This window comes from Paracoccus shandongensis (assembly GCF_017315735.1).
Lineage (GTDB): Bacteria > Pseudomonadota > Alphaproteobacteria > Rhodobacterales > Rhodobacteraceae > Paracoccus > Paracoccus shandongensis.
On the sequence record NZ_JAFLRK010000031.1, the window covers coordinates 1 to 21,229 of the forward strand.

The following is a 21,229-nucleotide window of genomic DNA, read 5'->3' on the forward strand; positions in this document are numbered from 1 at the left end:
TGGCCGGGCCGTCGCGCAGGGCCGCCAGGATCTGCGCGGTGCGCTGGCGGCGGTGGGCGGCCAGGGCGGCCAGGCGCGCCAGCGGATCCTCGACCGGGTCGCCATGGGCGGGCAGCAGGCGGCGGGGGCCGATCTGCGCCAGCCGGTCCAGCGTGCGCAGGTAATCCGCCAGGTCGCCGTCGGGGGGCGAGATGAGGGTCGAGGACCAGCCCATCACCACGTCGCCGCAGAAGATCCGCTCGCCCCACAGGAAGGCCAGGTGCCCGCCGGAATGGCCGGGGGTGTGCAGCGCGGTCAGGCGCCAGTCCGCGCCCTCGACCACGTCGCCGTCGCGCAGGGTGATGTCGGGGGTGAAGGAAAGGTCCAACCCCTCGCCCCCGCCGGTGGCATCGCCGGCAAGGCGCTGCATCATCGGCGACCGGCCCGCCAGGGCATCGCCGAAGGCCAGCACCGGGGCGCCCGTCATGCGCGCCAGGGCGGGCGCCCCGGCGCTGTGGTCCCGGTGCGCGTGGGTGACAAGGATATGGCTGATCCGCCCCTGCCCTGCATCAACGATGGCCGCCAGGTGGCCGGGGTCGTCCGGGCCGGGGTCGATCACCGCGACCTGCTCGCGCCCCAGCAGAAAGGTGTTGGTCCCCGGCCCGGTCAGCGGCGAGGGGTTCGGGGCCAGGATGCGCAGGGGGTCTTTCGTCTGTCCGTCCATGCGGCTAGCCTTAGCACGACAGGCAGGGGTTTCCATGGCGAACCAGACGGAAGGCTGGCTCAAGGGCTTTTTCCCGCGCGGGCTTTACGGCCGGGCGGCGCTGATCCTGTTTTTGCCGGTGGTGGTCGTCACGCTGGTGGTCAGCGTCATGTTCCTGCAGCGCCATTTCGAGGGCGTGACCCGGCAGATGACCACCAGCATGGCGCAGGAACTGGCCTTTGTCGCCGCCCGGATCGACCGCGCGGACGGCCAGCGCGACGCGGGCCGGGAAATCGCCGTGCCCCTGGGCATCAGTATCGGCGCACCCGAAACCGAGGCCCAGGGCGACCAGCGCCTGTTCTACGACTTTTCCGGCCGCGTGGTGATCGAGGAATTGCGCGCCCACCTGCCCGCCATCCGCGCCATCGACCTCGCGCGCGACGACAAGCGGGTGATCGTCACCATCGACGGACCCGCCGGGCCCTATTCGCTGTCCTTCGACCGTGGCCGGGTCAGCGCGTCCAACCCGCATCAGCTGCTGGTGCTGATGGTCTTCACCTCGTTCCTGATGACGGGGATCGCCACCGTCTTCCTGCGCAACCAGCTGCGCCCCATCCGGCGGCTGGCCGAGGCGGCCGAGGATTACGGCAAGGGCCGGATCGTGCCCTATCGTCCGTCCGGCGCGTCCGAGGTGCGCAGCGCGGGCGCGGCCTTTCTGGACATGCGCAACCGACTGGAACGCCAGAACGAACAGCGCAAGATGATGCTGTCGGGGATCAGCCACGACCTGCGCACGCCGCTGACGCGCCTGCGCCTCGGCTTGTCGATGATGTCGCCCGACATGCCCCCCGACGATGACGAACTGCGCGCGATGGAGGCCGACATCGCCGAGATGAACCGCATGGTCGACGCCTTCCTGGACTATGCCCGGGACGAGGCGCAGGACAGCCCGCCCGAACCCACGCCCGTGTCGGACTTCGTGGACAGCGTGGTGGCCGATGCGCGGCGGGCGGGCCAGCAGGTGGTGCTGCGTCAGCTTGAGGGCGATCCGAACGGTCGGGCGACCTTTCGCCGCGACATGCTGCGCCGCGCGCTGGAAAACCTGCTGGGCAACGCCGCCCGCCATGGCACGCGCGCCGAACTGGACGCCACCCTGGGCCCGCGCAGCCTGCGCATCGGGGTCGAGGACGACGGCCCCGGCATCCCCGACGACAGCCTCGATGCGGCGATGCGGCCCTTTACCCGGCTGGACCCGTCGCGCAACCGCAACGGCGGCGGGGGCGCCGGCCTGGGCCTGGCGATTGCCGCCGACGTGGCACGCGCCCATGGCGGGCAGTTGCGGCTTGGCCGGGGGCAGCGGTTGGGCGGGCTCAGGGCGGAAATCGTCATTCCGCGATAGAATGGCGCCGGAAATAGCGGGCATTTTTTGCGTCATATTGAATGCGGCGGGACACCGCCCTAGATTGTCGGAACGCAGGGGCCGTGTGTCGCCATGACGGGGCCACGGCTTCGGGCAGAAAGGAACGCATAATGAACGAATTCGCTGCTTCGACCTATCCGGTGCTGCCGTTGCGCGACATCGTGGTCTTTCCCCACATGATCGTTCCGCTGTTCGTGGGTCGCGAAAAATCGGTCCGCGCGCTGGAAGCGGTCATGGAATCGGACAGCCCGATCCTGCTGGCCGCGCAAAAGGACGCCTCGGTCGATGAGCCTGTGGAAGACGGCATCTACCGCGCCGGCGTGCTGGCCAATGTGCTGCAACTGCTGAAGCTGCCCGACGGCACCGTCAAGGTGCTGGTCGAGGGGCGCGAACGCGTGCAGATCACCGACTTCGTGCCGAACCCCGATCACTTCGAGGCGACCGCCATCGTCCTGGCCGAGACGCCGGGCGACCCCGCCACCGTGACCGCCCTGGTCCGCACCGTGGCCGAGGAGTTCGAGCGTTACGTCAAGGTCCGCAAGAACATCCCCGAGGAAGTCGTGACCGCCGTGGCCGAGGCGAAGGAGCCCGGCAAGCTGGCCGACCTGGTCGCGGGCCACATGGGCATCGCGCTCGACCGCAAGCAGGATCTGCTGGACACGCTGGACGTGGCCGAGCGTCTGGAAAAGGTCTATTCCCACATGCAGGGCGAGATGTCCGTCCTGCAGGTCGAAAAGAAGATCAAGTCGCGCGTCAAGACCCAGATGGAGAAGACGCAGCGCGAGTACTATCTGAATGAGCAGATGAAGGCCATTCAGAAGGAACTGGGCGACGGCGAGGACGGCCAGAACGAGATCGCCGAGCTTGAGGAAAAGATCGCCAAGACCAAGTTCAGCAAGGAAGCCCGCGACAAGGCGGAAGCCGAGCTGAAGAAGCTGAAGTCGATGTCGCCGATGTCGGCCGAGGCCACGGTGTCGCGCAACTATCTGGACTGGCTTCTGTCCCTGCCCTGGGGCGTCAAGTCGCGCACCCGCAAGGATCTGACGGCGGCCGAAAAGGTGCTGGATGCCGACCACTATGGCCTGGAAAAGGTCAAGGAACGGATCGTCGAATACCTGGCCGTGCAGACCCGCAGCCAGAAGCTGAAGGGCCCGATCCTGTGCCTCGTCGGCCCTCCGGGCGTCGGCAAGACCTCGCTCGGGCGCAGCGTGGCCAAGGCGACGGGACGCGAATTCATCCGCATCAGCCTGGGCGGCGTGCGCGATGAATCCGAAATCCGCGGCCACCGCCGGACCTATATCGGCTCGATGCCGGGCAAGATCATCCAGGCTTTGAAAAAGGCCAAGACGACCAACCCGCTCATCCTGCTGGATGAGATCGACAAGATGGGCCAGGATTTCCGGGGCGATCCGGCGTCTGCCATGCTGGAGGTGCTGGATCCAGAACAGAACGCGACCTTCGTGGACCACTATCTGGAAGTGGAATACGACCTGTCGAACGTGATGTTCGTGACCACGGCCAACAGCTACAACATGCCGGGGCCGCTTCTGGACCGGATGGAGATCATCAGCCTGTCGGGTTACACCGAGGACGAAAAGCGCGAGATCGCGCGCCAGCACCTGCTGCCCAAGCAGATCGCGGCGAACGGCTTGCGCAAGGGTGAGTTCGAGGTGACGGACGAGGCGCTGACCCATGTGATCCGCTACTACACGCGGGAAGCCGGGGTCCGTTCGCTGGAACGCGAGATCGCCAAGCTGGCCCGAAAGGCCGTGACCGAGATCCTGAAAGGTCAGGTCAAGTCCGTGACGGTGGATGCCGCCAAGGCCGAGGAATACCTGGGCGTTCGCCGCCACCGCTACGGCCTGGCCGAGAAAGAGGATCAGGTCGGCGTGGTGACGGGCCTCGCCTGGACTTCGGTCGGGGGTGACCTCCTCCAGATCGAGGCGCTGCGCCTGCCGGGCAAGGGCCGGATAAAGACGACCGGGAAACTGGGCGACGTGATGAAGGAATCGATCGACGCGGCCTCCAGTTTCGTCCGGTCGATCGCGCCGGAAATCGGGGTCAAGCCCCCGGAATTCGACAAGCGCGACATCCACGTCCACGTGCCCGAGGGGGCGACCCCGAAGGACGGTCCGTCGGCGGGCATTGCCATGGTGACCTCGGTCGTGTCGGTGATGACCGGCATCCCGGTCCGCAAGGACGTGGCGATGACCGGCGAGGTGACGCTGCGCGGCAACGTGCTGGCCATCGGTGGCTTGAAGGAAAAGCTGCTGGCGGCGCTGCGCGGTGGCATCAAGACGGTGATGATCCCGGCCGACAACGAAAAGGATCTGGCCGAGATCCCGGACAACGTGAAGACCGGCCTGACCATCATCCCGGTCAGCAACGTCCGCGAAGTCCTGAAGCACGCCCTGGTGCGGATGCCCGAACCCGTCGAATGGGACGAGGCCGCCGAGGAGGCTGCCGAAGCCGCCCGGGCCGCCTCTGGCCGGGAAGAACGCGCCGCCGGAAGCGCGGTCGCACATTAAAGACAGAGAGGGCCGGTTCAGCCGGCCCTTTTCTTTTGACTGATGCTCTGCCGCGACGATGATGGCTGTCCTGCCGTTCCTGCCTGAGGATCCGTTGGTCAGGTCTGGCTTCAGAGTATTGCAAGTAGGCCTCGTTCATCGCAGATGGACCTGTGCAAGACCTTGGGCGCGTATCGCGATATTGCCGCGCTGGAGGTTGGGGAGACCCGCCCGGACCAAGCCTGCAAAGGCTTGGGGGCAACACGTCACCGCCCCTAGGGGCTTCCCAACAAGCCAAGAATTTAAGTCAGGAACAATCGTATCACCACACACCTGGATCCTCGGCCTTTTGCCAAGGCCCAGATCAGACAAGAAGCTGGTCTTGGTTCTGCGGCGCGGCCGAAACCGGCTGGCGCAGCCATGGGTTGAGAGGAGAATGACCAGACCGCCTCAGGCACTCGCCTATTTGTGGAAAGGACTTTGTCGGTCATGCCGGGTAGCCGAACACAGAACAGAGCGCCCCTGAAGATCGCGACCCCGAATGCTCGCGAGATGCGCTTCCTCTATCTTCCCGCTACAACTCCCTCGGCTGCCAGCCAGCACGATAGGAGCGGGGCGTTAAGTACAGCAGGAATGCAAGAGGAACCACCTGCCTGAAGGTCTCTTCTTCCAGCAATAAAACGGAAGATATTTGGTGGAGCCAAGGGGAGTCGAACCCCTGACCTCTTGAATGCCATTCAAGCGCTCTACCAACTGAGCTATGGCCCCACCGGAGGTCTGCTTCGTCTTTCAACGTCGCGTGCAGGGTCTATAGGGGTGTGTGCGACAGGGTGCAAGCGGAAAATGTGGTATTCGCGGCACGTTTGTGAAGATGCCGTCAATTCCCTGAAAATGCGTGGGAATGTCGACCAAAGCGGCGCCGGAAAGGATCTCAGGGCAGGGAAAATGGTGGGCGGTGAGGGACTCGAACCCCCGACATCCTCGGTGTAAACGAGGCGCTCTACCAACTGAGCTAACCGCCCGCCGGACTGCCTTCTAGCCTCCGCCGCAGGCCTTGGCCAGTGCCGATTTTGCGCTAGCCGATGATGCCAGATCCCGCGAACAGCGCGGGCAGATCGACCGTGTCGCGCGTGTTCAGGGCGTCCGCGTGGTCGCGCAGGAACGTATCAGCCGCCACCTGCCCCGCCAGCTTCATCCGCGCCAGCAGGCCCGGCGCGGGCGTCAGCTTGGAGCGGGCGTTCAGGTCGTTCATCAGCACGTCGTCCAGGATCATGTGGACCAGCGGGTTCTTCATGGGGCGATTCTGCAGGCGATCCTCGGCGAACAGGCGCTTGACGAAGTTGATCGCCCGCAGGTCGGCCATCAGCGACGCGTTGAAGCTGATCTCGTTCACGCGGTCGGCGATTTCGACCGGGGTGCGGGGGATGCCGTCGCGCAGCAGCGGGTTGATGTTCACGATCACGATGTCGCGCGGCAGGCGGTGGTCATACAGCGGAAACATCGCCGGGTTGCCGGTGAAGCCGCCGTCCCAGAAGGCCTCCATCTGCCCGGTCTCGGGGTCGGGGATCTCGACCGCGCGGAACAGGTTCGGCAGGCAGGCCGAGGCCATCACCGCGTCGGGGGTGGCGGCCGCGTTGGTGAAGACCCGGATCCGGCCCGTGCGCACATTGGTGGCCGCCACGAACAGCTGCGGCCCGCGCGTGTTGCTGAAGTCGGGACAGGGCAGGTCGCGCAGGACCGAGGCAAGCGGATTGACGTAAAAGGGGCCGTAATCATAGGGGCTGAAGATCCGCGTCAGGTTGTCCAGCCAGGCGGCGGGCGAGAACAGCTCGGCCAGCCGCTCCATCTCTCGGGGCGCCGGCACCAGCGAATGCATCCACCGCACGACGCGGTTGTCGCTGATCTGCCCGACCTGCGCCCAGAGGTGATCGAGGTTCTGGCGCGCGGCCCGGCGCCCGGGCAGCCCCTGGTGCCGCGACAGCCCGGCCTTCAGCGCCGCCGCGTTCAGGGCCCCGGCCGAGGTGCCGCTGATGGCGGAAATCGTCAGCCAGTCCTCGTCCAGCAGGCGGTCCAGCACGCCCCAGGCGAATGCGCCATGCGCGCCGCCGCCCTGCAAGGCCAGATTGATGCGCTTTTCTTCCATCGCCGCCCCCGTTTCTGCAGGTGCAGCATAACGGCAAAGCCCGCGCGGTCCAGCGGCGGATCAGTCGGCGGCGTTGGCCTCGGCCCGGCTTTTGCCCGCCACGTCCAGGGCCAGGGTGGCGGCCATGAAGGCGTCCAGGTCGCCGTCCAGCACGCCCTGGGTGTCGCTGGTCTCCTCGCCCGTGCGCAGATCCTTGACCATCTGGTAGGGGTGCAGGACATAGGACCGGATCTGGTTGCCCCAGCCGGCATCGCCCTTGGCGGCGTGCTGGGCGTTGATCTCGGCGTTGCGGCGGTCCAGCTCCATCTGGTAGAGGCGCGATTTCAGCGCGGCCATGGCGTTGGCCCGGTTCTGGTGCTGCGACTTTTCCGACGACGTGACCACGATCCCGGTCGGCAGGTGGGTGATCCGCACGGCCGAGTCGGTGGTGTTGACGTGCTGCCCGCCCGCGCCGGACGACCGATAGGTGTCGATGCGGATGTCGCGGTCGGGGATGTCGATCTCGATATTGTCGTCCACGACGGGATAGACCCAGACCGACGAAAACGACGTATGCCGCCGCGCCGCGCTGTCATAGGGGCTGATGCGCACCAGCCGGTGCACGCCCGATTCCGACTTCAGCCAGCCATAAGCGTTGTGCCCGCTGACCTTGTAGGCGGCGCTGCGGATGCCCGCCTCGTCGCCCGCGGTTTCGGACAGCAGCTCGACCTCGTAGCCCTTCTTTTCCGCCCAGCGGACATACATGCGCGCCAGCATCGACGCCCAGTCGCAGCTTTCCGTGCCGCCCGCGCCCGCGTTGATTTCCAGGAAGGTGTCGTTGCCGTCGGCCTCGCCGTTCAGCAGGGCCTCCAGTTCCTTTTGCGCGGCCAGTTCCGCCAGCGATTTCAGGTTCGCCTCGGCCTCGGCCACCAGGTCGGTGTCGCCTTCCTCCTCGGCCAGTTCGATCATCTCGGCATTGGCGGAGAGATCCCCGTCGATGCGGCGATAGGTTTCGATCGCGTCCAGCAGCGCCTGGCGTTCGCGCATCAGCTTTTGCGCGCGGGCGGGATCGGACCACAGGTCGCCCGCCTCGATCATGGCGTTCATCTCCTCCAGCCGGTGGGGCGCGGTCTGCCAGTCCATCCGCTGGCCCAGCAGGGTCAGCGACTTGCGGATGGCTTCGATGGTGGACTGCGTCTCGGCGCGCATGGGCGGATCCTTGGGGCTGGCGTCAGGTCAGGGGTGATACCGCGCGCGGGGCCCTGGGGCAAGGGCCGGGCCTGCAACCGGGCGGGGGCGGTTCACGTTACACAAGGGTATCACAGCGCGGACCGCCATGCCCCTGATCCCCGATCTGTTCCAGCCGCTGCAATCCATGCCCCTGCCCGTGGTGGCCATGCGGCTGGCGCTGGCGGTGGTGCTGGGCGGGTTGATCGGGTGGGAACGCGAGGTCAGCGCCCGCGCCGCCGGGCTGCGCACGCATATGCTGATCGCGCTGGCGGCGGCGATGTTCACGATTGTCGCGATGGAACTGACGCATTTCCCCGCCGATGAAACCGACACGCTGCGCATCGACCCCCTGCGCCTGATCGAGGCCGTGACGGCGGGCGTGGCCTTTCTGGCCGCCGGGTCGATCATCTTCAGCGGCGGCAGCGTGCGCGGCGTGACCACGGGCGCGTCGATGTGGCTGGCGGGCGCCGTGGGCCTGGCGTCGGGGACCGGGGACGGGCTGCTGGCGGTGATGGGGACCGTGCTGGCGGTGGTGATCCTGTGGATGGTGCGCATCATCAGCACTCCCGCCCATCGCGGGCAAGGCCCCGATCAGTAAAGCCCGCCCGAGGACATGGTCCCGAAGTCCGTCTGGCGCGGGATGACCTTGCGTTCCCCGGTCGAGGTGGTGATGGCCGTTCCCGACCCGGACCCCGCCCCCGCCTCCCACGGCAGGACGACATCGCCGTCGCCGAAGCCCGACACGATCAGCGGCGAACCCCAGTCGGGGTCGGTGCCGTCGCGGAAATACTCCGCCACGACATTCGGCCCCGTCGCGTCGTCCGACAGGCGCTGGCCGGTGGTGCGGTCGATCTTGACCCAATAGCCGCCGGGCGGGACCGCGAATTCGGTGCCGCCGAATTCGGCCACGGCCTTGCGCATGAAGGCGTTGAAGACCGGCACGCAGAGCGTGCCGCCATAGGCATTCTCGCCCAGGCTGCGCGGCTGGTCGTAGCCCAGGTAACAGCCCGCGACGATGTTGCTGGAATAGCCGATGAACCACACGTCCTTGGCGTCGTTCGTGGTGCCCGTCTTGCCCGCGATGGGCACAGGCAAATCCACCCCGCTGCCTGACCCGCGTTCCACCGCGCCTTCCAGCATGGATGTCAACTGATAGGCCGTCACCGCGTCCATCACCCGTTCGCGGTTCGTGTCGATCACCGGCCCCTGCCCCGCCGGCAACGCCTGCTGGCCGCAGGTTTCGCAGACGCGCCGGTCGTGGCGATAGATGGTGCGCCCGCGCCGGTCCTGCACGCGGTCCACCAGCGTGGGCTCCACCCGCTCGCCCCCGTTGGCGAACATGGCATAGGCCGCGACCATCTTGAACAGCGTGGTTTCCTGCGCGCCCAGGGCATTGGCCAGGAAGGGCTTCAGGTCGTCATAAACGCCGAAGCGTTCGGCATATTCGGCCACCCGCTCCATCCCGATGTCCTGGGCGATGCGGATGGTCATCAGGTTGCGCGACATCTCGATGCCCGTGCGCAGGGGCGTCGGCCCGTAATGCTTGCCCGACGAGTTCTTGGGTTCCCACAAGCCATAGGGCGTGTTGATGCTGATCGGCTCGTCCACGACGATGGTGGCGGGGGTATAGTTGTTGTCCAGCGCGGCGGCATAGACGAAGGGCTTGAAGGACGACCCCGGCTGGCGCTGCGCCTGCGTGGCCCGGTTGAAGACCGAGGACTGGTAGCTGAATCCCCCCTGCATCGCCATGACGCGGCCGGTGTTCACGTCCATGGCCATGAAGCCGCCCTGGATTTCGGGGACTTGCCGCAGGGTCCAGCGGATGAAGCTGCCATCGCTGTCCTGCGTCATGGCGCGGACCAGCACCACGTCCCCCACGGCGACCAGATCACCCGCGACCTTCGCACGCGGCCCAAGCCGCCCGTCGGGGCCGCGCTTGCGGGCCCATTGCACGTCGGCTGCGGGGATCCAGTGGCCGTCGGTATCCTCGGCGATCCCCTCGATGCCGATGCGGGCGTCGCTGTCGCCGACCTCCAGCACCACGGCGGGGTGCCAGCCGGGAATGTCGCGCGGCACCTGCGCCTGCCACAGGGCGCCGCGCCAGGCGGCCTCGTCGGTCAGTTGCTCGGCGGGGATGGTCTGGCGGGTGCCGCGCCAGATGCCGGTGCCGCGGTCGTAATCCTCCAGCGCCTCGCGCAGCGCATCGGCCGCCGCCGCCTGCAGGTCGGGCGTGACGGTCGCGCGGATCGTCAACCCGCCGCCGAAGAACTCCTCGTTCCCGAACTGGGCGGACAACTGGCGGCGGATTTCGTCGGTGAAGTAATCGCGCGGCGGCAACTGCTGCTGGAAGGCCGGATAGTCGCCGTTCTGCACCGATTTCAGCGGCAGCCTGGCCTCGGCCTCATAGACGGCCTGGTCGATATAGCCGTTCTGCCACATCTCGCGCAGGACATAGTTGCGCCGTTCGGTCACGCGGTCCTTGGCGCGGACGGGGTGGTAACGGCCCGGCGCCTGCGGCATGGCGGCCAGCATCGCGGCCTCGTGCGGGGCAAGCTCGGCCAGGGACTTGTTGAAATAGGTCTGGGCGGCGGCGGCGACGCCGAAGCTGTTCTGGCCCAGGAAGATCTCGTTCAGGTACAGTTCCAGGATCTGGTCCTTGGACAGCGTGCGTTCCAGGCGCGAGGCCAGGATCAGTTCCTTGACCTTGCGTTCCACGCTGCGGTCCGACGACAGCAGGAAGTTCTTCATCACCTGCTGCGTGATGGTGGACGCGCCGCGCACCGACGATCCGCGCGACACCACCGCCTGCCAGGCCGCGCCCACGATGCCGCGCACATCATAACCGGGGTGGCTGTAGAAGTTCTTGTCCTCGGCGCTGATGAAGGCGTGCTTCACCAGGTCGGGGATTTCCTCGATGGGCACGAACAGGCGGCGTTCCTCGGCGAATTCGTCGATCAGCATCCCCTCGCCCGAATAGATCCGGCTGATGGTCTTGGGCGTGTACTGGGCCAGCGTCTCGTGGCTGGGCAGGTCGCGGGAATAGATCCAGAAGATCGCGCCCAGCGTCAGCGCGATGAAGAAGCTCGCCGTGACGAACCACGAGAAGATGGCACCGAAAAAGGACAGGATGCTGCGCAGCAAGGAAGGGCCTTTCAAGAGTTGGTCCCGTCTATAGCGCCGCGCCCCGGCCCGGTCAAAACAACACTGGGCGACCCTGCGCTTATTGGCGCAGCATCCCGGCCCTGACGGATTCGTCGCGCGCCCAGCCGGTGACGGCCTCGGCCACGACCCGGACCATGCGGGCGCGCCATTCGGGGTTCAGCAGGTTCGCCCGGTCGTCATGGTCCGAGATGAAGCCCAGTTCCAGCAGGACCGAGGGGATGTCGGGCGATTTCAGCACCGAATAGGTGGCCCTTTGCACGGGCCGGTTGTGCATCCCGATGCCCATCAGCGACATGCGCGACACCAGCCAGTCGGCAAAGCTGCGCGAGCGGGGCTGCGTGTCGGTGCGGGCGAAATCCATCAGCACGCCCGTCAGCGCGTCGTCTTGGCCCGTCAGGTCCAGCCCCGCCAGCAGGTCGTCGGGGCCGTGCCGCAGCACCAGTTGTTCGTCCGCGCGGGCATCGGCGGCAGGATCCCAGACATAGACCGTCGCCCCCGCCGCCTGCCCCTGGGGCAGCGCGTCGGCGTGAAGCGAGATGAACAGATCCGCCCGGGCGGCTCGCGCCGCCGTCATGCGCCGTTCCAGCGACACGAAGCTGTCGTCGCCCCGCGTCAGCTGCACATCGACGCCCCGCGCCTGCAGGGCCGCGCGCAGTTCCAGCGCAAAGACCAGGACCAGGTTCGCCTCGCTTTCGCCCTCGGCCAGCGCGCCGGGGTCAAAGCCGCCATGGCCCGGATCCAGCACCACGGTGAAGCGATCGTCGGGCGCGGGCGGCGGCACGTCGGCGGGTTCAGGCAGGTCGCGCAGGGCCGCGGTGGCCGAACGGTCGGGCGCGAAGTCCTGCGCGCTGACAGGCGCCAGCACAACGGTGATCTGGGACAGCGGCGCCCGCGCGCTCTGCCCCGCGCTGGCGATGCGATAAGGGCCGGGGAGTTCTAACACGATGCGCGACCAGCCCTTTCCGTTCGGGCCCCAGCGGATCGCGGGGGCAAGGTCGGCGCCGAACAGATCCTGCGGCTTGGCCAGCCCCAGGTCTGCGCCTTGCAGGTCCACGACCAGCCGCACTGGATCGCCGACCAGGAAGACGCGATAGGGCACGGGTCTGGTCAGCGCCAGCCGCAGTTCCAGCGGCTTCGGCCCGCCCCATCCCCGCCCCGTGGCGACCAGCGCCGATCCGCCCGGATCCAGGCGTGCCGGCTCATCCGCCCCCGCGGGCAGCGACAGCAGCGCCAGGATCAGAAGCAGCCATCTCATCGCGCGGCCATGAACTCCGTCAGGCGGCGCAGGCCCTCGGCGATGTCGGCCGTCGCGCGGGCATAGGAAAAGCGCAGCGTTTGCGCCCCGCGTTCGGGGTCGAAGTCCAGCCCCGGCGTGACGGCGACGCCGGCCTTTTCAAGGATCTCGGCCGCGAAACTCAGCGAATTGTCGGTCAGGTGCGACACGTCGGCATAGATGTAGAAGGCCCCTTCCGGGGGCGCGATGCGGTCGAAGCCCGCCTTCGGCAGTTCCTGCAGCATCAACCGGCGGTTCTCGGCATAGACGGCCAGGTTGGCGTCGGCTTCCCCAGTGCAGTCCAGCGCGGCAAGCGCCGCGACCTGGCTGGCATGGGGCGGGCAGATGAACATGTTCTGCGCCAGCCGTTCCACCGTGCGGATGTGATCGGGGGGCACGACCATCCAGCCCACCCGCCAGCCGGTCATCGAGAAATACTTGCTGAAGGAATTGATGACGAACACGTCGTCCGTCACCTCCAGCGCGGAATGGCAGCGGTCGCCATAGGACAAGCCGTGGTAGATCTCATCGGAAATCAGCGCCATGCCCTTGGCCCGCGCCGCATCCGACAGCGCGCGCAACTCATCCGTGCGCAGCACCGTGCCCGACGGATTGCCCGGCGAGGCGAGGATCAGCCCCGCGCAGCCGTCTGGCAGATCGGCGGGGCGCGGCTGATAGCGGTCCTCGGGGCGGGTAAGGATGCCCACCGGTTCCAGCGACATGGCCCGCAGGATCTGGCGATAGCTGGGGTATCCGGGATAGCCCATCGCCACCTTGTCGCCCGCGTCGAACAGCGCGGAAAAGGCCAGGATGAAGGCCCCGCTGCTGCCGGGCGTCACCACCACGCGGGCCGGGTCCAGATCGACCCCGTACCAGCGGCGATACAGATCCGCGATCCCCTGCCGCAGCGCGGGCAGGCCAAGCGCGACCGTATAGCCCAGCGGCTGTTCCAGCGCAGAGGCCAGGGCCCGGCGCGCGCCTTCGGGCGCGGGGGTGGACGGCTGGCCGACCTCCATGTGGATGATGTGGCGGCCTGCGGCCTCGGCGCGGCTGGCGGCCTCCATCACGTCCATGACGATGAAGGGATCGACCTGTCCGCGGGCGGATTTCCTCATGCTGCTCATTCCTCAAGGGCCTTTTGTCTTTTTTCCCTGTCTTACGCCTGTGAGGCGGGCGCGGAAAGCCCCCGGTCACGCAGCTTTGTCAGCCCCTTCCTTGCCAATCGCGTCCCTGCGCGGCAAGCTTGCGCCAACCCGAGAACGAGGATTTCGATGAAACGCCTGATCGCCGCGCTGCTGCTGACCGCGACCCCTGCCCTGGCCTTCGACATTTCCGCCATGTCCGAGGCCGAGAAGGCCGCCTTCGGGGACGCGGTGCGCGACTACCTGATGGCCAACCCCGAGGTTCTGGTCGAATCCATCAACGTCCTGGAAGAACGCCGCGCCGCGTCCGAGGCCGAGAGCGACGTGGCCTTGGTCGCATCGAACCGTGATGCGATCTTCAACGACGGCCACAGCTGGATCGGGGGCAACCCGGACGGCGACGTGACGATGGTGGAATTCATCGACTATCGCTGCGGTTACTGCCGCAAGTTCAACGAACAGGTTCATGATCTGGTTGAGGGCGACGGCAATATCCGGCTGATCCTGAAGGAATTCCCGATCCTTGGACCGGACAGCGAGACTTCGGCCCGCTTTGCGGTCGCGGTCAAGCAGATCGGCGGGGATGGGGCTTACGTCCAGGCCCATGACGCGCTGATGGCAATGCGCGGCGCCCCCTCGCCCGAGGCGCTGAAGGCGATCGCGGCAGAGATCGGCGTGGACGGCGACGAGGTGCTGAACAGCATGAACACCGAATCCGTCAGCGCCGTCCTGCGCGAGAACCGCCAGCTGGCCGAACGCATGGCGATCATGGGCACGCCGACCTTCGTGATCGGCGATACCCTGCTGCGCGGGATGCCTGCGGATGGGCTGGAACCCGCCGTGGCCGCCGCGCGGGCGGGGAACGGCTGACGCGCCTTGTGGCGCGGGCAGGAGCCTCCGGCGGGGATATTTGAGTGAAGAAGAAGCGGCTATTCGGCGGCCATGCGGTCGCCCTTTTGCGCGATGCGGCCCAGGATGTGGTCGGCGGCCTTTTCGCCGACCATGATCGAGGGGCCGTTCAGGTTGCCGTTGGTGATGCGCGGGAAGATGGAACTGTCGGCCACGCGCAGGCCATCCACGCCGATCACCCGCAGGTCGGGATCGACCACGGCCATGGGGTCGGCCGAAGCCCCCATGCGGGCCGTGCCGCAGGGGTGATAGGCCGATTCGGCATGGTCGCGGATGAAGGCGTCGATCTGGTCGTCCGTCTGCACGGGGGCGCCCGGCTGGATCTCGTCGCCCCGGTATTCCGCGAAGGCGGGCTGGTTGAAGATCTGCCGCGTCAGGCGCACGCAGGCGCGAAATTCCGCCCAGTCGTCGGGGTGCGACATGTAGTTGAAGCGGATCTCGGGCGCAGCCGCCGGATCGCTTGAGGCCAGCCGCACGGTGCCGCGCGATTTCGACCGCATCGGGCCGACATGGGCCTGGAAGCCGTGGCCCTGCGCCGCCGCCTTGCCGTCATAGCGCACGGCCAAGGGCAGGAAGTGATACTGGATGTCGGGGTAATCCACGGCGTCCGAGGACCGGATGAAGCCGCAGCTTTCGAACTGGTTCGACGCGCCAAGCCCGGTCTTTTGCAGCAGCCATTCCACCCCCACCCGGCTTTTGCCCAGAAGGTTGTAATAAGTATACAGCGTGATCGGCTTCAGCGCCTTGTACTGCATGTAGATTTCAAGGTGGTCCTGCAGGTTCGCGCCCACGCCCGGGCGGTCCGCCAGGGGCGTGATGCCGTGGCTTTTCAGGTGGTCGGCGGGGCCGATGCCCGACAGCATCAGCAGCTTCGGCGTGTTGATCGAACTGGCCGAGACGATGATCTCGCGGGTTGCGCGGACCTGTTCGATGCGGCCCTTGCGCTCGATTTCCACGGCATGGGCGCGCTTGTCCTGGAACAGGATGCGGCGGGCCAGGGCGCGGACCAGCGTCAGCCGCCCGGTCTTGAGCGCAGGGCGCAGATAGGCGTTGGCGGCGGACCAGCGGCGGCCCTTCCAGATGGTGGCCTCCATCGGGCCGAAGCCTTCCTGGTTTTCGCCGTTGTAATCGGGGGTATAAGGCCAGCCCGCCTGCTGCCCGGCCTGGATGAAGGCGTTGAACAGCGGATTGCGCCGCTTGCCGCGCGTCACGTGCAGGGGGCCGTCGGTGCCGCGCCATGGGGAGGCGCCGCCGTGCCAGGTTTCCATGCGCTTGAAATAGGGCAGCACGTCCGCATAGCCCCATCCCGCCGCGCCGCTGTCGCGCCAGTGGTCGTAATCCTTGCGGTGGCCGCGCACGAAGACCATGCCGTTGATCGACGACGACCCGCCCAGCACCTTGCCGCGCGGCGTGGCCAGCCTGCGCCCGCCCAGATGCGGTTCGGGTTGCGTGGCAAAGCCCCAGTCGTAGCGCGGCATGTTCATCGGGTAGGACAGCGCGCCGGGCATCTGGATGAAGATGCCGATGTCGCTGCCGCCGTATTCGATCAGGGTGACGCTGTGCCCGGCCTCGGTCAGCCGGTAAGCCAGCGCGCAACCGGCGGAACCGGCGCCGACGATGACGTAATCCGCGGTCATGGTTGCCCCCTAATACGGCGCCTCGACGGCGCCCATGCCGACATAGACGGTCTTGAGTTGCGAATAATGCTCGATGGCGGCGGTGCCGTTTTCGCGCCCCAGGCCGGACATCTTGACGCCGCCGAAGGGCATCTCGACCGGCGTCAGGTTATAGGCGTTGATCCAGCAGGTGCCTGCTTCCAGCGCGGCCACGACGCGATGGGCGCGGGTCAGGTCTTGCGTGAAGACCCCGGCGGCAAGGCCAAAGCCGGTGGCATTGGCGCGGGCCACGGCCTCGGCCTCATCCGCGAAGGTCAGCGTGGTCATCACCGGGCCGAAGATTTCGTCGCGGGTGATCGCCATGTCGTCGGTGGCGTCGGCAAAGACGGTGGGGGGGATGAAGGCGCCCTCGCCCAGACCGCCGCAGACCAGCCGCGCGCCCGCGTCCTGTCCGGCGGCGATGGCCGCGCGGATCTTGGCGGCCTGCGCGGCGTTGATGATCGGGCCGAACTGCGTGTCGGGGTCCAGCGGGTCGCCGGTGCGAATCGTCGCCAGCCGTTCGGCCAGCCGGTCCAGGAACCGCGCGGCGATGCCCTGTTGCAGGAACACCCGCGTGCCGTTGGAACAGATCTGGCCCGAGGAATAGAAATTCGCCAGGATCGCCGCGCCCACGGCATCTTCCAGGCTGGCGTCGTCGAAGACGATCAGCGGCGACTTGCCGCCAAGCTCCATCGTGACGTGGCGCATCCCCTCGGCTGCGGCGGCATAGACGCGGCGGCCGGTGGGGACCGAGCCGGTCAGGGACACCTTGGCGACACAGGGGTCGGTGACAAGCGCCGCGCCGACCTGGCCCCGGCCCTGCACGACATTGAAGATGCCGGGCGGGGCGCCTGCCTCCAGCAAAATCTCGGCCAGTTTCAGCGCGCCCAGCGGCGTTTCCTCGGACGGCTTGAAGACCATCGCGTTGCCCATCGCCAGCGCGGGGGCGGCCTTCCAGCAGGCGATCTGGCTGGGATAGTTCCAGGCGCCGATGCCCGCGCAGACGCCCAAGGCCTCGCGCCGGGTATAGGCCCAATCGCGGCCCAGCGGGATCATCTGGCCGGTCACGGCCGCCACCAGCCCGCCGAAATATTCCAGCGCGGCGGCGCCCGATGCCCAGTCGGCCACCAGCGTTTCCTGGATCGGCTTGCCGGTGTCCAGCGTTTCCAGGCGCGACAGATCCGCGTTCCGCTTGCGGATGATGGCGGCGGCGCGGGACAGGACGCGGCCCCGGTCCGCAGGCAGCATCGCCGCCCATGCGGGCTGCGCGCGGGCGGCGGATTGGCAGGCCAGCGCCACCTGGGCCACCGAGGCCTCGCGCAGCGATGCGATCTGCTCGCCCGTGTAGGGATAAAGGACGGGCAGCGCCGCGCCCTCGCCCTCGACAAAGGCGCCGTCGATGAACAGGCTGGCTGCGGGTTGGGCGGTGTGGGTCACGACAGGGCCTCGTCCAGGTAATCGAAGATCAGCTTCTCGGCGGCCTCGGCGGTGATGCCGCCCGGGGTCAGGACCGCGCGCAGGTAAACGCCGTCGATCAGCGCGCCCAGCGTGTCGGCCACGCGGGCCGGATCATCCGTCAGGGGCCGCAGCGCCAGCATCAGATTCGAGCGCAGGCGGCGGTGATAAACGCGCAACAGGCGCGCGGCCTCGGGGTTGATCAGCGCCAGGGCATAGAAATTGATCCAGGCGCTGACGGTTTCGCGCTGGAAATTCTGCGGCGCGAAGCTGGCCCCGACGATGGCGTTCAGACGCCCCCGCACCCCATGGCCCGGCAGGCGTTCCGCGACCGCCCGCCCATAGACGCGCAGGATGTAACGCATCGCCGCCAGGAAGATCTGGTCCTTGGACCCGAAATAATGATGCGCCAGCGCAGGCGACATGCCCGCGCGCCGGGCGATCTGCGCCACGGTCACGTCCAGAGACCCCGTCCGCCCGACCTCGAAGATCGTGGCGTTGATTAACGCGGCTTTTCGGATAGGCTCGGCCCCAATCTTGGGCAATGTCGCACCTGCGTGAAAGAAACTGTTGCCATCTGAAGGCTGTGTAACGTTAATTGATCAACCAATCAAGAACAGGGAGTTTTGCATGATCCGCAAAAGCCTGACCGCCTCGCTGATGATCGGCGCGGCCCTTGCCGGTCCTGCCGCCGCCGCCGAACCCGACGACTGCCGCCAGGTGGTGCTGTCCGACGTGGGCTGGACCGACATCACCGCGACCACGGCGCTGGCCTCGACCGTGTTGCAGGCCCTGGGGTATGAGACGGAAACGAAGCTCTTGTCCGTGCCCGTCACCTATACGGCGCTGTCCACCGACGACGTGGACATCTTCCTGGGCAACTGGATGCCCACGATGGAGGCCGACATCGCCCCCTATCGCGACGCGGGCACGGTGGACACGGTGCGCACCAACCTGACGGGCGCGAAATACACGCTGGCCACCAACAAGGCGGGCGCGGATCTGGGCATTGCCGATTTCGCCGATATCGCCGAACACAAGGACGCGCTGTCAGGCCAGATCTATGGCATCGAGCCCGGCAATGACGGCAACCGCCTGCTGCTGGAGATGGTGGCGGGCGACAAGTTCGGCCTGGGCACCTTCGAGGTGGTCGAATCCAGCGAACAGGGGATGCTGGCCCAGGTCGCCCGCGCCGATGCGGCGGGCCAGCCGGTGGTCTTCCTGGGGTGGGAACCCCATCCGATGAACGCCCAGTTCGACATGACCTATCTGACCGGCGGGGACGAGATCTTCGGCCCCGACCTGGGCGGCGCCGAGGTGCGCACCAACACCCGCCACGGCTATGTCGCCGAATGCCCGAACGTCGGCAAGTTCCTGCAGAACCTGGAATTCACCCTGCCCATGGAGAACGAGGTGATGGGCAAGATCCTCAACGACGGCCAGGATCCGATGGAGGCCGCCAAGGACTGGCTGACGGCCAATCCCGACGCCGCGATGCCCTGGCTGGACGGCGTGACGACCTTTGACGGCAACGACGCGGCCGCCGCCCTGACCGAAGCCTTGTCCGGCTGAGCGCCGGGCCTTCCATTCCCAAGGACCAAGGACACCGCATGGAGCAACTGACGGCGCTTGTGACAGACAACAAGATCCCCGTCGGGCGGACGGCCAAGTCGGTCTTCGACTGGCTGAACGCCCATGCGGCGGGGCTGTTCAACACGATCTCGGGCGCGATCGACTGGCTGATCGGCCGCATCCTTGCCGCGCTGGAGGCCCCCCATCCCCTGCTGTTCATCCTGCTGGCCGCCGCGCTGACCTGGGCCTTGCAGCGCAGCTGGAAGACCTGCCTGCTGGTCGTCCTGGGCCTGCTGTTCATCCTGAACCAGGGTTACTGGGACGAGATGCTGCAATCCCTGACCCTGGTGCTGGCCGCCTGCCTGGTCTGCATGGCGATCGGCGTGCCGGTGGGCATCGCCGCCGCGCACCGCCCGCGCCTGTATGCCTGGATGCGCCCGGTGCTGGACCTGATGCAGACGCTGCCGACATTCGTCTATCTGATCCCGGCCATCGTCTTCTTCGGCATCGGCATGGTGCCGGGGATGCTGGCCACCGTGATCTTCGTGCTGCCCGCGCCGATCCGGCTGACCCAGCTTGGCATAGCCTCGACCCCGCCCGCGCTGATCGAGGCCGCGACCGCCTTTGGCGCCACCCCGCGCCAATTGCTGTGGAAGGTGGAACTGCCAAGCGCCCTGCCGCAGATTATGGCCGGGTTGAACCAGACCATCATGCTGTCGCTATCCATGGTCGTGATCGCCGCGCTTGTCGGCGCATCGGGCCTTGGCGTGCCGGTCGTGCGGGCGCTGAACAGCGTGAACACCTCGCTTGGCTTTGAATCGGGTTTCGTGATCGTGGTCGTCGCGATCCTGCTGGACCGGATGCTGCGGATGGAGGGTCGGAAATGACCGACGCACCGAATGCCGTCGAATTCGACCGCGTCAGCATCGTCTTCGGCGACCACCCGGAAACCGCCCTGCCGCTGATGGACCAGGGCAAGGAACGGGGCGAAATCCGCGCGGCCACCGGCCAGGTGCTGGGCGTCCACGACTGTTCCCTGACCGTCCGCCAGGGAGAGATCCTGGTGCTGATGGGCCTGTCGGGGTCCGGCAAGTCCACCCTGCTGCGCGCGGTCAACGCGCTGAACCACGTCTGCCGGGGCGAGGTGCGTGTCTGGGACGGGCAGAAGATGATCTCGGTTAGCGGGGCGGGGAAACGCGCCTTGCGCGACATCCGGTTGCGCCATGTTGCGATGGTGTTCCAGCAGTTCGGCCTGCTGCCCTGGCGCACCGTGCGCGAGAACGTGGGCCTTGGGCTGGAACTGGCGGGGATGCCCGCGGCCGACCGCAAGGCGCGCGTGGACCACCAGCTGGACACCGTGGGCCTGACCGAATGGGCCGAACGCAAGGTGGGCGATCTGTCGGGCGGGATGCAGCAGCGCGTGGGCCTGGCCCGCGCCTTCGCCACCGAGGCCCCGATCCTTCTGATGGACGAGCCCTTCAGCGCGCTGGATCCCCTGATCCGCACGCGCCTGCAGGACGAATTGCTGGAATTGCAGGCCAAGACGCGGCGCACCATCATCTTCGTCAGCCACGACCTGGACGAGGCCTTCAAGCTGGGCAACCGCATCGCCCTGATGGAGGGCGGGCGCATCGTCCAGATCGGCACCGCGCGCGACATCATCGCCAACCCGATCAACGCCTATGTCGCCGATTTCGTGGCCCACATGAACCCCCTGGGCGTGCTGACCGCCGCCGATGTGGCCCTGCCGGGCCAGGCGCAGGGTGTTCCCGTCCCCCGCGACATGCCGGTGCGCCAGGTCATGGGCCTTCTGGCCGACCGCCCCGCCCTGCCTGTCGAGGGCGGCGGCTGCATCACCCGTGACGCGGTCCTGGCCCGGCTGATCGACCCCCAGGGGCGGTCACCTGTTCTGCCGGTCCCGGCGATGCCGGATCGGCAGCGCCAGCCCCAGGGGTAAGAGGGCCTGCGCATCCGCAAGGTCCGCGCCTGTCGCGACCAGGGGATGATCGGCCCTGCCGCCTGGGCAAGCGATTGCAACGGCTGCATGTCAGGAACGTTGCAGCTATGGCATCCGCCGGTTGGCCCCTTTAAAAGGCGGCA

16 protein-coding genes and 2 tRNA genes are annotated in these 21,229 nt (G+C 67.4%); 7 read left to right on the plus strand and 11 right to left on the minus strand.

The annotated features are described in order from the left end of the window. Positions 1 to 703 (minus strand): MBL fold metallo-hydrolase (locus JX613_RS15515; RefSeq protein ID WP_207102377.1); only part of this gene is annotated, 703 nt, incomplete at its 3' end. A 34-nt stretch (positions 704 to 737) separates the two neighbouring features. On the opposite strand from JX613_RS15515, the gene JX613_RS15520 reads away from it, so the two are divergent. Both JX613_RS15520 and lon read left to right on the plus strand, forming a co-directional pair. Continuing rightward, entirely contained in the window at positions 738 to 2,081 is a 1,344-nt protein-coding gene (locus JX613_RS15520; RefSeq protein ID WP_207102378.1) for an ATP-binding protein, read from the plus strand. 131 nt (positions 2,082 to 2,212) lie between these two features. After that, positions 2,213 to 4,630, plus strand: a complete 2,418-nt coding sequence (lon, locus tag JX613_RS15525) for an endopeptidase La (protein ID WP_207102379.1) — start codon at positions 2,213 to 2,215, stop codon at positions 4,628 to 4,630. Between the two features lie 671 nt (positions 4,631 to 5,301). Here lon and JX613_RS15530 read toward each other — a convergent pair. From JX613_RS15530 to prfB, 4 genes are all read right to left on the minus strand, one after another. Continuing rightward, positions 5,302 to 5,377 (minus strand) — tRNA-Ala (locus tag JX613_RS15530). A 178-nt stretch (positions 5,378 to 5,555) separates the two neighbouring features. Next, positions 5,556 to 5,631 (minus strand) — tRNA-Val (locus JX613_RS15535). Between the two features lie 53 nt (positions 5,632 to 5,684). Further along, positions 5,685 to 6,752 carry a patatin-like phospholipase family protein gene (locus tag JX613_RS15540; protein ID WP_207102380.1) on the minus strand — a complete coding sequence of 356 codons (1,068 nt, stop codon included), beginning with the start codon at positions 6,750 to 6,752 and terminating at the stop codon, positions 5,685 to 5,687. 60 nt (positions 6,753 to 6,812) lie between these two features. Then, positions 6,813 to 7,940 carry a peptide chain release factor 2 gene (gene prfB / locus JX613_RS15545; protein ID WP_207102381.1) on the minus strand — a complete coding sequence of 376 codons (1,128 nt, stop codon included), beginning with the start codon at positions 7,938 to 7,940 and terminating at the stop codon, positions 6,813 to 6,815. A gap of 127 nt (positions 7,941 to 8,067) precedes the next feature. Between prfB and JX613_RS15550 the strand changes: the two genes are divergently transcribed. Then, the gene (locus JX613_RS15550; protein WP_207102382.1) at positions 8,068 to 8,559 is read left to right on the plus strand and encodes an MgtC/SapB family protein; all 492 of its coding nucleotides are present in this window, start codon (positions 8,068 to 8,070) and stop codon (positions 8,557 to 8,559) included. Here the strand turns inward: JX613_RS15550 and JX613_RS15555 are convergent. From JX613_RS15555 to JX613_RS15565, 3 genes are all read right to left on the minus strand, one after another. Continuing rightward, positions 8,553 to 11,102 carry a penicillin-binding protein 1A gene (locus JX613_RS15555; RefSeq protein ID WP_207102383.1) on the minus strand — a complete coding sequence of 850 codons (2,550 nt, stop codon included), beginning with the start codon at positions 11,100 to 11,102 and terminating at the stop codon, positions 8,553 to 8,555. The two genes, JX613_RS15550 and JX613_RS15555, sit on opposite strands and share 7 nt — an antisense overlap. A gap of 79 nt (positions 11,103 to 11,181) precedes the next feature. Further along, positions 11,182 to 12,378, minus strand: coding sequence for an N-acetylmuramoyl-L-alanine amidase (locus JX613_RS15560; RefSeq protein ID WP_207102384.1), 1,197 nt, complete (start codon positions 12,376 to 12,378; stop codon positions 11,182 to 11,184). Next, entirely contained in the window at positions 12,375 to 13,511 is a 1,137-nt protein-coding gene (locus tag JX613_RS15565) for a pyridoxal phosphate-dependent aminotransferase (protein ID WP_207102385.1), read from the minus strand. The genes JX613_RS15560 and JX613_RS15565 overlap by 4 nt, the downstream gene beginning before the upstream one ends. 156 nt (positions 13,512 to 13,667) lie before the next feature. Here JX613_RS15565 and JX613_RS15570 point away from each other — a divergent pair, with 156 nt between their 5' ends. After that, positions 13,668 to 14,408, plus strand: coding sequence for a DsbA family protein (locus JX613_RS15570; protein WP_207102386.1), 741 nt, complete (start codon positions 13,668 to 13,670; stop codon positions 14,406 to 14,408). Positions 14,409 to 14,467: 59 nt separating this feature from the next. On the opposite strand, the gene betA is transcribed toward JX613_RS15570, so the two are convergent. From betA to betI, 3 genes are read right to left on the minus strand one after another with little or no spacing between them, the layout of a single operon-like run. Further along, positions 14,468 to 16,084 carry a choline dehydrogenase gene (gene betA, locus JX613_RS15575; protein WP_207102387.1) on the minus strand — a complete coding sequence of 539 codons (1,617 nt, stop codon included), beginning with the start codon at positions 16,082 to 16,084 and terminating at the stop codon, positions 14,468 to 14,470. A gap of 9 nt (positions 16,085 to 16,093) precedes the next feature. Continuing rightward, positions 16,094 to 17,539 (minus strand): betaine-aldehyde dehydrogenase, encoded by a 1,446-nt coding sequence (gene betB / locus JX613_RS15580; protein WP_207102388.1) that lies wholly within the window; start codon positions 17,537 to 17,539, stop codon positions 16,094 to 16,096. Next, entirely contained in the window at positions 17,536 to 18,102 is a 567-nt protein-coding gene (betI, locus tag JX613_RS15585; protein ID WP_207102389.1) for a choline-binding transcriptional repressor BetI, read from the minus strand. The genes betB and betI overlap by 4 nt, the downstream gene beginning before the upstream one ends. Before the next feature lie 85 nt (positions 18,103 to 18,187). Here betI and choX point away from each other — a divergent pair, with 85 nt between their 5' ends. The 3 genes from choX to choV are packed head-to-tail and all read left to right on the plus strand — an operon-like array spanning position 18,188 to position 21,086. Further along, the gene (gene choX / locus JX613_RS15590) at positions 18,188 to 19,129 is read left to right on the plus strand and encodes a choline ABC transporter substrate-binding protein (RefSeq protein WP_207102390.1); all 942 of its coding nucleotides are present in this window, start codon (positions 18,188 to 18,190) and stop codon (positions 19,127 to 19,129) included. Between the two features lie 38 nt (positions 19,130 to 19,167). Then, positions 19,168 to 20,016 carry a choline ABC transporter permease subunit gene (gene choW / locus JX613_RS15595; RefSeq protein ID WP_207102391.1) on the plus strand — a complete coding sequence of 283 codons (849 nt, stop codon included), beginning with the start codon at positions 19,168 to 19,170 and terminating at the stop codon, positions 20,014 to 20,016. Then, on the plus strand, positions 20,013 to 21,086 hold the full coding sequence (choV, locus tag JX613_RS15600) for a choline ABC transporter ATP-binding protein (protein WP_207102392.1): 1,074 nt from the start codon (positions 20,013 to 20,015) through the stop codon (positions 21,084 to 21,086). The genes choW and choV overlap by 4 nt, the downstream gene beginning before the upstream one ends. The last annotated feature ends 143 nt before the right edge of the window (positions 21,087 to 21,229 follow it).

Coding starts and splice junctions, on each gene's coding strand:
- lon (WP_207102379.1), top strand. CDS start 2,213: ATGAACGAATTCGCTGCTTCGACCTATCCGGTGCTGCCGTTGCGCGAC.
- choV (WP_207102392.1), top strand. CDS start 20,013: ATGACCGACGCACCGAATGCCGTCGAATTCGACCGCGTCAGCATCGTC.
- choX (WP_207102390.1), top strand. CDS start 18,188: ATGATCCGCAAAAGCCTGACCGCCTCGCTGATGATCGGCGCGGCCCTT.
- JX613_RS15540 (WP_207102380.1), bottom strand. CDS start 6,752: ATGGAAGAAAAGCGCATCAATCTGGCCTTGCAGGGCGGCGGCGCGCAT.
- prfB (WP_207102381.1), bottom strand. CDS start 7,940: ATGCGCGCCGAGACGCAGTCCACCATCGAAGCCATCCGCAAGTCGCTG.
- JX613_RS15560 (WP_207102384.1), bottom strand. CDS start 12,378: ATGAGATGGCTGCTTCTGATCCTGGCGCTGCTGTCGCTGCCCGCGGGG.
- betA (WP_207102387.1), bottom strand. CDS start 16,084: ATGACCGCGGATTACGTCATCGTCGGCGCCGGTTCCGCCGGTTGCGCG.
- JX613_RS15520 (WP_207102378.1), top strand. CDS start 738: ATGGCGAACCAGACGGAAGGCTGGCTCAAGGGCTTTTTCCCGCGCGGG.
- JX613_RS15565 (WP_207102385.1), bottom strand. CDS start 13,511: ATGAGGAAATCCGCCCGCGGACAGGTCGATCCCTTCATCGTCATGGAC.
- JX613_RS15570 (WP_207102386.1), top strand. CDS start 13,668: ATGAAACGCCTGATCGCCGCGCTGCTGCTGACCGCGACCCCTGCCCTG.
- JX613_RS15550 (WP_207102382.1), top strand. CDS start 8,068: ATGCCCCTGATCCCCGATCTGTTCCAGCCGCTGCAATCCATGCCCCTG.
- choW (WP_207102391.1), top strand. CDS start 19,168: ATGGAGCAACTGACGGCGCTTGTGACAGACAACAAGATCCCCGTCGGG.